The organism is Paenibacillus sp. FSL R5-0341, assembly GCF_037975235.1.
Taxonomy (GTDB): Bacteria; Bacillota; Bacilli; order Paenibacillales; family Paenibacillaceae; genus Paenibacillus; species Paenibacillus amylolyticus_A.
Genome location: NZ_CP150241.1, coordinates 6,455,331 through 6,467,996, shown reverse-complemented (window position 1 = coordinate 6,467,996; position 12,666 = coordinate 6,455,331). Strand labels below are relative to the sequence as shown.

At 41.9% G+C, this 12,666-nt stretch carries 10 protein-coding genes; 9 read left to right on the top strand and 1 reads right to left on the bottom strand.

All coding sequences use genetic code 11. The features are described 5' to 3' along the window. Positions 1–23 precede the first annotated feature (23 nt). The 8 genes from MKX75_RS28920 to MKX75_RS28885 all read left to right on the top strand — a co-directional run bounded on the left by MKX75_RS28920 (position 24) and on the right by MKX75_RS28885 (position 11,141). Positions 24–1,649 carry an FGGY-family carbohydrate kinase gene (locus MKX75_RS28920; RefSeq protein ID WP_339167827.1) on the top strand — a complete coding sequence of 542 codons (1,626 nt, stop codon included), beginning with the start codon at positions 24–26 and terminating at the stop codon, positions 1,647–1,649. Between the two features lie 175 nt (positions 1,650–1,824). Further along, positions 1,825–2,520, top strand: a complete 696-nt coding sequence (locus tag MKX75_RS28915) for an L-ribulose-5-phosphate 4-epimerase (RefSeq protein WP_339167825.1) — start codon at positions 1,825–1,827, stop codon at positions 2,518–2,520. Positions 2,521–2,791: 271 nt separating this feature from the next. Continuing rightward, positions 2,792–4,210, top strand: coding sequence for an L-arabinose isomerase (araA, locus tag MKX75_RS28910; protein WP_017691494.1), 1,419 nt, complete (start codon positions 2,792–2,794; stop codon positions 4,208–4,210). A 162-nt stretch (positions 4,211–4,372) separates the two neighbouring features. Next, positions 4,373–5,143 carry an AAC(3) family N-acetyltransferase gene (locus MKX75_RS28905; protein WP_076332179.1) on the top strand — a complete coding sequence of 257 codons (771 nt, stop codon included), beginning with the start codon at positions 4,373–4,375 and terminating at the stop codon, positions 5,141–5,143. Between the two features lie 338 nt (positions 5,144–5,481). Further along, the gene (locus MKX75_RS28900; protein WP_339167823.1) at positions 5,482–7,179 is read left to right on the top strand and encodes a diguanylate cyclase; all 1,698 of its coding nucleotides are present in this window, start codon (positions 5,482–5,484) and stop codon (positions 7,177–7,179) included. Positions 7,180–7,395: 216 nt separating this feature from the next. Continuing rightward, a complete protein-coding gene (locus MKX75_RS28895; RefSeq protein ID WP_339167822.1) occupies positions 7,396–9,096 on the top strand; it encodes a zinc ribbon domain-containing protein in 1,701 nt (566 codons plus the stop codon). 2 nt (positions 9,097–9,098) lie between these two features. Continuing rightward, positions 9,099–9,947 carry a hypothetical protein gene (locus MKX75_RS28890; protein WP_339167821.1) on the top strand — a complete coding sequence of 283 codons (849 nt, stop codon included), beginning with the start codon at positions 9,099–9,101 and terminating at the stop codon, positions 9,945–9,947. Further along, the gene (locus tag MKX75_RS28885; protein ID WP_339167820.1) at positions 9,948–11,141 is read left to right on the top strand and encodes an N-6 DNA methylase; all 1,194 of its coding nucleotides are present in this window, start codon (positions 9,948–9,950) and stop codon (positions 11,139–11,141) included. Between the two features lie 58 nt (positions 11,142–11,199). On the opposite strand, the gene MKX75_RS28880 is transcribed toward MKX75_RS28885, so the two are convergent. Next, positions 11,200–11,544 (bottom strand): helix-turn-helix transcriptional regulator, encoded by a 345-nt coding sequence (locus MKX75_RS28880; RefSeq protein ID WP_339167819.1) that lies wholly within the window; start codon positions 11,542–11,544, stop codon positions 11,200–11,202. Between the two features lie 220 nt (positions 11,545–11,764). Here MKX75_RS28880 and MKX75_RS28875 point away from each other — a divergent pair, with 220 nt between their 5' ends. Next, positions 11,765–12,568 carry a DNA-binding protein gene (locus MKX75_RS28875; RefSeq protein ID WP_339167818.1) on the top strand — a complete coding sequence of 268 codons (804 nt, stop codon included), beginning with the start codon at positions 11,765–11,767 and terminating at the stop codon, positions 12,566–12,568. Positions 12,569–12,666: the final 98 nt, after the last annotated feature.

Sequence of the window (12,666 nt, the reverse complement as noted above, 5' to 3'; positions counted from 1 at the left end):
CCGGAGAGGGGATACACGTGATTATGAGTCAATTGGACTTGAAAGAAGCCATTACCAAGGGTGCTACTTCGCTCGGAATTGAATTTGGATCAACGCGGATTAAGGCGGTGTTGATTGACGAGCGTTTTGAAACCATCGCGTCAGGCAGTTATGAATGGGAGAACCTCCTGAAAGATGGATATTGGACGTACAACCAGGAGGATATCATCACAGGTCTGCAAACGGCTTATCGTGAGATGAAGCAAGATGTGGAACAGAAATACGGAATTACGCTGCGAACGGTCGGTTCTATCGGATTCTCGGCCATGATGCACGGATATATCGCATTGGATAGCGCAGGTGAAATGCTGGTACCTTTCCGAACCTGGCGTAATGCTACGACGGGAGCAGCTGCAAGGGAGCTAACGGAACTTCTGCAATTCAATATTCCGGAACGCTGGAGCATCGCCCACTTGTACCAAGCCATTTTGAACGAAGAGGCACATGTGCCACAGATCGATCACCTGACAACTTTGGCTGGATACATCCACTGGTTGCTGACGGGCAATAAGGCGATTGGGATCGGCGATGCATCAGGCATTTTCCCAATTGACGAGTCTACACATAACTATCACCCATCCATGATCCAACAGTTCGACGAACAGGTCGCAGGCAAAGGTTATCCGTGGAAAGTCGAGGACCTTCTGCCCAAGGTATATCTCGCGGGTGAGAATGCAGGTGCATTGACGGAAGCGGGAGCCAAGTTGCTCGACCCTTCGCAAGATCTGCAAGCAGGCATTCCGCTCTGTCCGCCAGAAGGCGATGCCGGAACAGGTATGGTGGCAACGAATAGCGTGCGAAAACGTACGGGGAACATCTCTGTGGGCACATCCGTATTTGCGATGATTGTACTGGAGAAGGAATTATCCAAAGTGTATCCCGAGATTGATATGGTCACCACGCCAGATGGTAGCCCAGTAGGGATGGTGCATGCCAACAACTGTTCCAGTGATATCAACGCATGGGTTGGATTGTTCCGCGAATTCTCTCAAGCGATGGGATATGAAGTGGATAACGGCAAGTTGTTTAGCGTGTTGTTTAACAAAGCTTTGGAGGCAGACCCTGATGGTGGTGGCTTGCTCAGCTATGGATACTACTCAGGTGAGAACATTACGGGACTTGAGAAAGGCCGTCCATTGTTCGTCCGCTCCCCGGAAAGTAACTTTAATCTGGCAAACTTCATGCGGACACATCTGTTCAGTGCCTTCGGCGCACTCAAGCTGGGCATGGACATTTTGACGGAGGAAGAGAATGTAGCCATTGACAGTATTTTGGCTCATGGTGGCCTATTTAAAACTCCTGTAGTTGGACAACGGATTGTAGCCGCTGCGATGAATGTACCGGTATCCGTAATGTCTACCGCTGGTGAAGGCGGCGCATGGGGCATGGCGCTTCTGGCTTCGTACATGATCAACAAGGATCAAGAGGAGAGCCTGGATGTGTTCCTGGAGCAGAAGGTCTTTAGCGATGTTGAGGGAGTGGAAGTGGCACCGGATGCATCGGATGTAAAAGGATTTGAATCATTTATCGAACGCTATCGGAGTGGACTCACAATTGAGCAATCAGCCGTAGATCATCTGGTAGAGGATGTTCAAAAAGACCGCTTTTGATTACGAAGGATGCCTAGTGGCATCATCAACATCGAATATGGAATTCAGCCGAAATGTCCGTTGCTCACGTAGCTCTATCTACGCTCCGCTACTCCATTTCTAGCTTCATCCCATCTTCTCGGTACTGAAAACCGACTTTTTGAACACACACTATTAGAGAACGGGAGGGAATAACATGTTAGAACAACTGAAGGAAGAGGTATTCCAGGCGAATCTGGAACTGCCAAAGCACGGACTTGTAAAATTCACATGGGGTAACGTCAGTGCAATTGATCGGGAAAGCGGTCTGTTCGTGATTAAACCAAGTGGCGTTAGCTACGATGTGATGAAAGCAAGCGACATGGTTGTGGTCGATCTGGACGGTAACGTGGTGGAGGGTGAGATGAAACCTTCCTCGGATACCGCAACACATGCCGTACTATATAAGCATTACTCGGAGATTGGCGGTATTGTGCACACACATTCCACATGGGCGACCATCTGGGCGCAAGCCGGACTGGACGTACCTGTAATGGGAACCACACATGCGGACACATTCTATGGAGCAGTGCCATGTGCACGTTTCCTGAACCAAGACGAGGTTGATCGCGGATACGAAGCGGAGACGGGACGCGTCATTATTGAAACGTTTGAACAGCGTGGAATTGATGTTATGGCTGTACCAGCAGTACTGCTCCATGGTCACGCACCGTTTACGTGGGGGAAAGATGCCAAGTCTGCGGTGGTGAACAGTGTCGTGCTGGAGGAAGTATGCAAAATGAACCTGTACGCGCGGCAGTTGAATAACTTTGCAAAAGAACTGCCACAAGGCATTCTGGATAAACACTATCTGCGAAAACACGGCAAAGACGCGTATTACGGACAGAAGTAATTAGGTTATAACAGTGACTGGAAGCATGTTCTGGCTTACAAGTGGTTTAGTGTGGGATTGATTTGTTCAACTATACTTTTTACACGATAACGGAGAGTGCAGAACCAATCTGAAGAAGCGAAGCGCTCGCGTTTATCACAGGATTTTCCCTTTGCAAAAAGGGAATCAAAAAATCCGGGGATAACCAGCGATCGGAAGATGGTACTGCAATCGGAGTGGTAAGTGTAAACCCATTTGTTCAACTATAAAATAATGAAATGAGGATGATTATATGTCAGCAGCAAAAGAATTCTGGTTTGTCGTCGGTTCACAGCATTTGTACGGAGAAGAAGCACTGGGCGAAGTAAAAGCCAACGCACAGAAAATCACGGATGCCCTTAACGCAAGCGGCGTACTGCCGTACCCACTCGTATTGCAGGATCTGGCGGTAAGCGCAGATAAAATCACAAGCACGATGAAAGAAGTGAACTATCGCGATGAAGTAGCAGGTGTGATCACATGGATGCATACGTTCTCCCCGGCTAAAATGTGGATTCGTGGTACGAAATTGCTGCAAAAACCTTTGCTTCACTTGGCAACTCAATTTAACGAAAGCATTCCATGGGCAACCATCGATATGGACTTCATGAACCTGAACCAAGCGGCACACGGTGACCGTGAATATGGCTTCATCAATGCCCGTCTGAGAAAACAAAATAAAATCGTTGTTGGTTACTGGGAGCGCCCAGAAGTGCAACAGCAGGTCGCTGACTGGATGGACGTAGCGGTAGCTTATAATGAAAGCTTTAACATCAAAGTCGCTCGTTTCGGTGATAACATGCGCAACGTGGGCGTAACTGAAGGGGATAAAGTGGAAGCACAGATCCAATTCGGCTGGACCGTTGATTACTTCGGTATTGGCGACCTCGTGCAATACGTGAACGCCGTAACAGAGCAGGAAATTGATGATCTGATCGCTCAGTACGGAGACCTCTACGAGTTCGATTATGGTACAAACAGCAAGGAAGCTTGGGAAGCCAGTGTACGTGTGCAAGCGAGTTATGAGATTGCGATTAAACGTTTCCTGGACGAAGGTGGTTACAGTGCCTTCACTACGAACTTCGAAGATCTGCATGGCATGAAACAGCTTCCGGGTCTGGCAGTACAACGGCTGATGGCTCAAGGGTACGGATTTGCTGGTGAGGGTGACTGGAAAACAGCTGCGCTGGATCGTTTGCTGAAAATCATGGCCCATAACGAGAACACAGGCTTCATGGAAGATTACACATACGAGATGGCCGCTGGACAGGAAGCGATCCTGCAATCTCATATGCTTGAAGTAGATCCGACACTTGCCAGCACAAAACCGAGAATCATCGTGTCCCCACTGGGTATTGGCGATCGTGAAGATCCTGCACGTCTCGTATTCGACGGTAAGGCAGGCGAAGGTGTTGTGGTATCCATGGCAGACTTCGGTACCCATTACAAACTGCTGATCAACGAAGTATCTGCATTTGAGCCAACCGTTCCAGCACCTAATCTGCCGGTAGCGCGTGTTCTATGGAGCGTGAAGCCGAACTTCCAAGATGGAGTGAAAGCATGGATCGAAAATGGTGGTGGTCACCATACGGTTGTATCCTTGAACCTGACGACAGATCAGATCGTGACGTATGCGAAGCTGGTGAATCTGGAGTACGTTATTATTAAGTAAAAGTGGATTGGCAGCTACTGCCTGAACTCATACACATTCTTTCTCTGTGGCCGGGGGTTAACCCTCGGCCCTTTGTTTGTTATGCTGAGAAGCATGATGTGAAGCTGAGCAAAAATTTACTTTTTTTCATAGAGATGGGATAAGAAATGGAGGAGGATAGATATGTACACAAAAGAAAGCTTAATGCAGCAACTAGAGCAACTTGGTTTGGATGGGCAAGGTACGGTACTCATGCACTCTTCGATGAAAAGTATAGGCGAGGTTGAAGGTGGAGCAGACACGGTGTTGGATGCCTTCAGCGAATATATGAAAGAGGGATTGTTAGTGCTTCCCACGCATACATGGTCTACCATTAATGCGGATAACCCAGTGTTCCACGTGGAAAATTCTGTATGCTGCGTGGGTATTCTTCCTGAACTATTTCGTAAACGTCCGAGCGTGGTTCGTTCGTGGCACCCTACGCACTCGGTAGCGGCACTAGGAAGGGACGCAGCGGCATTTACGAAGGACGATCATCTCTTCGATACACCGTGTGCGAGAGGTTCAGCATGGGGGAAACTGCTCGATCGGAATGCAACGATCTTGTTAGTAGGCGTTGACTTGAAGCGGAATACTTTTATCCATGGGGTCGAAGAGTGGGTGGACATCCCGGGCAGAATGACGGACGAGCATGAGATGCTGTATACGGTTTTACCAGATGGAAGCCAAATTTCGGTACCGTCTCGCAGACATTGTGGATTGCCATGGTCGGAGCATTTCTGGAAAGTAGATGAGGTATTGGTTCGTGAAGGTGCGATGCGTAAAGGCAAGCTCGGTGATGCGGTCGTAAGAGTGTGTGATGTGGCTAAGACGGCGGAAGTAATCACGGAGATGTTGAAGGATAACCCCAATCTATTCACGGACAATCTCCCTCTGGATGTAGTAAACGAATGATACAAAGAGCCGTCCGGTAAACGGATGGCTTAATACGACCACCTGATGATAGCTGAATAACTCCCGAGCAGATGATTTTCCTCTCCTGTTTGTACTCCAAACCTTCAAAAGCATTCATAAATAATCAGAAATAGATCAGCATTTCGATCAGAGGTTGGTCGGACTTCCAGTGTATGGGCTACTCACCCTTTTGGTGGTGTGATAAGATATGGTTAAATTAACCAATAAAATTGGTATAGCAGTATTGAATATAAGTGTTTATTGAAGTTTTACATAAGTGTCACTCAGAAATATGAATGATCATGTTGTCATTGTCGCATCTAAGAAGGAGAAGATTCGTGAACCCATTAGTATGGTATGATCTCTTTTTATTTGTCCTATTGTTCGGTGTAGGTGTATATGTGTTTGCTACGGTTAGAATTACGAACTTACATAAGGTGTACTTTTTATTTCACGGGTTGATGATGCTCTGGCCTTTCTGCCAATTTGCGAGTACGCTCACGAATGATTCCGGTCTGCAGTTGTTCTACGTTACGTTATCATTCGTCGCGGTCTCCCTGCTTGGGAGCGGATGGCTTCTACTGACGATCTTTATTACCGGCTATTCAGAGCGTCTGAGTGCAAAAGGAACCTTCTTGCTATTTGTCCCTGCGGTGATCGGGGCTATAGGTGTGGTCGCCAATCCATGGAATGAGTTCGTCATCCCGCTGGAGGGCGGGTATATCGAGCGGGCTTACGGCCCTTGGTTCTGGGTTGTGATGATTATTCTGGTGAGCTATTTCGTGACGTCTCTCGTGGTTCTATTCCGGGCGGTGTATTCTTCGCAGACGTCTGCCATGATCAAAAAACAGGTAAGAATCACCCTGTGGGGCATCTTGGTGTTGGCTGTTTTTGCAACAATCGATGCGATTCTGAATGTCGTTCTAGCCCGCTGGTTGCCGATTATTCCTGGCATGACTTCGCTGGGGATCTTTCTGTCGGACCTGTTCTTCGTCTATGTGATCAAAAGATACAATGTGTTCGATCTGGTCTCTATCGCGCATGAGGATGTGATCAATACCATTCCATATGGCATCCTGGTACTGGATGAGAATGAAGTCATTGTTGAAGCGAACAAAGCCTCACGATCCTTTATGGATCTGCATGTGGGGGATTCTTTTGATATGGAAGCCTTTCTGGAGTCTGTTCATGTTGTGGGCAGCTGTCGGGAGTTCGTGAATCATTATAAGAAAAAAGAAAATACCCTCTCTCACATTGAAGTGATCGTGGAGCGGGATAACAATATCCGGCACTTTATCCTGCAATCGTCTCCGATTGTGGATTCAGCTCTTGTGCCGATCGGTCATATCCTTACGTTCCAGGATGTCTCGCAGGAGCGCTTCTATGTAAAGGAGATGAATCGCCAGAACGTAACGCTACAGGAGCGAAACCAGGCGCTAGACTTGATACGTCAGGAGTTATCCGAGGCCAATCGCAAACTGGAGGAACTCGCGCTGACGGACAGTTTAACCAACTGTTACAACCGTCGTTATCTGACCCAACATCTGAATCACGAGGTCATTACCAATATTCAATACAAAACACCATTCTCACTTCTGCTGCTCGATATCGACTACTTCAAAGCGATCAATGATCGCTATGGGCATGTCATCGGGGACGAAGTGCTCGTCCGCACGGCGGAGGCCGTCAAACAATCGATTCGCAGTACCGATATCCTGACGCGTTATGGCGGGGAAGAGTTCATGATCTACCTTCCGCATACGGAGCATGATTTGGCGAATCAAATCGCGGAGCGAGTAAGAACAGCTGTGGAGTCCAACCACATTATGGTGGATCACGAGATTATGCAGGTGTCGATTACGATTAGTATTGGGATTCTTTCCTTTGAGGATTTTGAAGTTGTGCATGTACCGGACAATCCGGAGGGGTATTTGACTCAGTTATTCGCTGCGGTGGATAAGGCTTTGTATCAGGCGAAGCAGAATGGACGGAACAGAGTGGAGTTTGCGGAGTTTGAGCGGAATCAGTTCGTCTAGTATTTAATCAAAAATCAATAATGGAAGGTAGAATTCTGTAATATGAGGGTGCACCTGATTGGTCTAACCTAAAAACTCCAAATGGGCTTTGTTCGAATATCTTACGCCATAAAAAAATCTATATACTGTATTGTTTTATATTATGTATAATTTATACAGAAGCTTTATTGAGATTTCGATATCGATTTAACAAAATTTTTACATAGGGGGATTATTTTGAGGAATAAAATAGAGTATGAAGATAACGGTTTTGAGGAACGAGCAGATTATATATTAGATGATGATATTTTAAAGTGGAATGTGGATATACCTTATTTCGAGTCGATTCAAAGGAAGTTGCTTGAAAAAGGGGCTAAGGTATTAGTTGGGCCAAGGGGGACGGGAAAAACACATCAAATGAAGTTAGCCTATAACAGCAGTCTACAGGATAAGACCAAACCATTTCCTGTATATGTTTCTTTTAGTAAGTATTACTATCTTGAGCCGCTATTATCTAAAAACCCTGCAGCTATTACTGTATTTCATACATGGGTACTATGTAAGATTATATTAGGATGTATAAACTCACTAGAACGTTTGAAAAAAGAAGATAAAATAGATTATATTGGTCAATTGTCAGTAGAAGAAATCAAAAAGTTCATAGCACAATCTGAGAAAAATATTCAAGAAGACTGGCATACTACTGTTATAAATAATGTAACAATACAATTTGTAATTAATTTTATTATAGATTCAGCTTCAAGCTGTGGCAGAAAAAGAACTATACTGTTACTAGATGATGCTGCTCTAACACTTACTAAAGAATATATGGTTGAGTTTTTTGATGTATTCAGAAGTTTAAAAACAACACAGATCTCACCCAAGGCTTCAGTATACCCGGGGACTACTGAATACGGGCCGAGATTTCATTTGAAACAAGATGGAGATCCTTTTAATGTGTGGTTTGAACCTGAAGGAGCAGAGTATGAGGAGTTTATTAATCAATTATGTGAAAAAAGATTCAATGAAGTAAAAATAGATGGCAATTATAAAGAATTACTTAGGTTTGCCTCATTTGGGAACCCTCGCGCATTTATAACTCTTCTAAGAGATTTAGAGCAATCTGATTCGAGAAACCAACAGAAAAAATTCAACACTATAATAGATGCTAGATGTAAACTCCTTAATGATGAATATATTTCTATTAAACAAAAACTAAACCAATACAGTACAATTATAGATACGGGCTGGGACTTTTTTGATAGATTAGTCCATGAGGTCACACAAATCAATAAAAAATTAGTTGATAGTAATTTAAATGAAAAACAACTTATTGTTGGCCTAAGCAGTTACAACGACAAATCTCTAGATCGAATGATCAAATTCCTAATAGAAGCTGGTCTGCTATATGAGCTATCACCCGTTAAGCATGGTGAGAATAGAGAATTCAAAAGATTCATTCCGCATATTATGTTCTTATTTCAAAGGAGAGCTTTTTCGAGAAGTAAAGGATTCAATTCATCAGAAATTATACAGTTTTTGAAAAGAAAAAACAGTAAACACCCGATTCGTAAAGACAATATATATAATATTCTTGATAATGAAGCTCTAAGAAATTTAAAGTTAGATTTACCACCTTGTACAAAATGTGGTGCGAATCGTCTCAGCGAAAACCAGAAATTTTGCCATGCATGTGGATCTGAATTGATTTCTAAGTCTTCTTTTGAAAAATGTATGCAACTAACTATTGATGATATCCCTCTAACAGATTGGCAAAAGAGTAAAATTAAAGAAGAAACACAGCTTAAAACTGTAAAGGATTTTTTATCTATTTCTGATATAGGTGATGAACTACGAAAACCTCATGGGTTCGGACGTAAAAAGGCAGAGAAAATTATAAATATAGTTAATAAACTTATAGAGGAGTTCCTTGCATAGTCATGGCTAAATTTAACTATTTATTAAGTTCAAATACTTCAGCAAGTAATTTTACAACAAATGGAATATTTGATGATACTTTTGTCCATTCTCGTAAGTCTGCTATTGACGATTTCATTGAAAAGAGAAGTGCTTTATTTGCTTTGCTTAGACCATACGAAGAAAATATTGATCTTGTACCAAGAGAACTCATGAATATGATTTTGCTTGGTTGTATATCGGCTGTTGAAAGCTATGTTAGAAAAATTATAAGAACAATAATAATAGTTGATGAATCATCGAGAAAAATTTGTGAGAATCAACATCTTAAATACGGGGCGGTTATTACGCACGATAAATTTTTGTTGCCTGAAGCATTGCTTGAGGAATATTCATTTACCAATGGTTATAACATAAAAGAAACAATAAAAAAACTTACAGGAATAAAGCTCGACAATATATCAACTATAAATACAGTTTTTAAAGAGTACTCTAAAATTTGTCAACTTAGACACTGTGTAGTTCATCGCTTTGGTTTGTTAGGATCAAATAATGCTATTGAGTTAGGCTTAGCAGAGCATGGGAAGTTTCTTGAAAAACCATTACAAATAAACTTTGAGCATCTTAATGAAATGGTACTTGTATGTGAAAATTTAGTTAAAGAGGTAAATAACTATTTGTTCTGTGAAGTACTAGAAAGAACTTATAAATCAAGAACCGAGCAATGGTATTTTGATTTTCGTAGGGATAAAAAGACATTCAAAAAATACTATAGTTTATTTGTTGATTCTTCATGTGATAATAATGAAAAAGTGGTATATAAAGAATTCACAAAAAGTATGCAAGAATATTATGGGAGGAATTTTGTATAAATGGATACTCTGGCTAGATATTATACCCAAGAAAAAATATCAAGGCTACTAATTAATAAACTTGATATTAAAAGGCCTAAAAAAATTTTAGAGTTGGCTATAGGTGATGGGTCATTAAGTCTAGCGGCTTTTGAAAGGTGGAATGAAGCCCGATATTACGGTGTAGATATAGATGACACTTCAATTATAAATATAAAAAAAAATCTACCTTTTGTTGATGTCATTAACTTTAATGGGCTTGAAGATAATATAAATGTACAACTAAATATTAAAAGTTCCTCAATAGACATAGCAATTTGTAATCCACCATATTTAAAACATACAATGAGTGAGGAGGATAAAGCATTATTTAAAAAAGTCAAATTAGAAAGCTGTTTTAATAATAAACAAATAACCACTGATATTGTTTTTTTAGCTCGTAACTTAATGTTTCTAAGAGATGGACGAGAGTTGGGTATAATTTTACCGGATAGTGTAATGACGAATCATTATTATAATGATTTAAGGAAAGATCTCTTATTTAATCACAACATCAAATGTATAATTCAATTACCAGACAATATCTTTAATAAAACTGAAGCTCGCACTCATATACTGATAATACAAAAAAATATTAAAACAAATACTAAAGTTGAACTATCAAAAGCTAATAATGATGGGGATATTATCCAAAGTTTGTATGTGAATAAAGAAGACTTAGTTCACAGAATGGATTTTGACTTCCATTTTTGGGCACTAGGGCTTGAATCTCAAAATAAAAATAATGTTAGATTGGGAGAGATTACAGACTCTATTTGTAGGGGGAATAGAACCAAAAAATATCTTGATCAATTAGAGCTGGATTATTTCCATACTACAAGTTTTACTTCTAATAATTCTTTCGTTGATTATGTAACAACAAAAGAGGATTTCCCTGAAAACATAACGTTAGCAGAACCAGGAGATATATTGGTCTCAAGAGTTGGAAAGAGATGTATAGGAAATATAGCCATGGTCAAAAGTGGATATATACCTATTACTGATTGCATATATCGTGTGAGACCGTGTGATTCCTATGGTAGATTCATATTTAACTCATTCACATCGGATAAAGGTCAGGCCTGGTTTCAAGCTTATGCTCATGGAGTCTGTGCAAGAGTAATTAGTAAAACAGATTTAATTAATTTTCTTGTAGAGATGGATGGGGTAATTTGAATATAAGAGTTAGAACTCATCAGTAACCGTTGTTAGTTAGCAACGGTTATTGATATTGTTAGTCAAGAAGTTTTGAGATTTCGTTCACCACATTTGTGAATTTAATTAACTTTTCTTCGCTTAAATCACTAATTAAAATAGAATAATCATCTAATGCCTTCATTCTGGCTAGTTGTTCTTCCGTCATTTCTCCTGAAGATATAAAAAAGTTTTCAGACGGAATTTCTAACGCAATAATAATTTTCTCCACTGTGTCAATTGAAAAATTTCTCTCTCCACGCTCTACCGACCCGATATACGCATCATCCAATCCTGAAAGTTCTGCTAGTTGCTGCTGTGTTAAACCCTTCATCTTACGAATTGCTCTAATCCGTTCTCCTACCGAATTTCGTAATGTTGTCATATTAACCACCTCTCCTAAAGGTTAGGAGAGTATTGAAGTAATTAGCAGGGTTTTAAAGGCAGTAAAACATATTGAAAAAACTGCGATTAAGTACTATATTAGAATTATTGTACTACTTCTTTGTAGTTTCTAAAAGAAAATAAATAGGATACTTTATGCAGGGCATAAATGACTTGGTTTAATAGCCTAACGTAACCTATATAGAGGGAGGATCTTCTCTTTGCAAAAATCTATCCTAAAATCACTCAAACCGGACATCATTGTTGAAATGTTGGAGATGGCTGTGGCTTTTGAAAGTTGGAACAAGGTGATGGAGAGGGCGGATATGTTATATCAATGTGTGCAGTCTATCCATGAAGAGCGGCAGGAGTTTCAGTCAAAGGGAATACCTGCTCCGTATATACATACCGAGCGCCCATTGGTTTACTATTACGGGGTCAGTCATTTGATGCGGGGGATAGCTCATCAGAAGATGGGGGAAGCCGCTCAGGCGCGGGCATATATCGATCAATATGCAGATCTGGGATGGATGGAGGATCTGGATGAGGTAGGTATTCAGGTGGTGCAGGAGTTCAGGCATAAGGCACAGGTGATTCGGTATGCTCTTGAGATTGAAACCGGGCAGGTGGAACTGCTGGAGGAGTTTGTGAACTTTCTGCTTGAGCATCCGGAGGAATGGTTGGCAGGTCTGAAAGTGATTACGGAAGCAGCAGTGCGGCATAGGTGGCAGATTGATCGGGTTTTACATGTGTTTGAGGATCATATGCTGGGCGATAGCAAAGAAATTAATTCTTCAAACAACGATGATATGTACCATTACTGTTATCAGCGGGCTTTGTATGAACGGTGGATGGGAAGAGCGCAGGAGGCCGTGGAGTTCATTTTGCAGGCAATCAGGTTAGGGGATAAGCTAGGGATGGATCGGTATTTTATAAGGTGCACGGCATTGTTGGAATCATTGCGGGAAGAGGCTACAGCGGAGCAGATTGGACGGTATCGGGTGATGTTGGAGGAGATGAAGTAGGAGGGGGGCTTACTGAAACTGGTAGGATATGCCTTGAAGTGGGTATATGCATATAGGACCATAGCACCGATGAGGAGCACAGCTTGTGTTTTTACCAT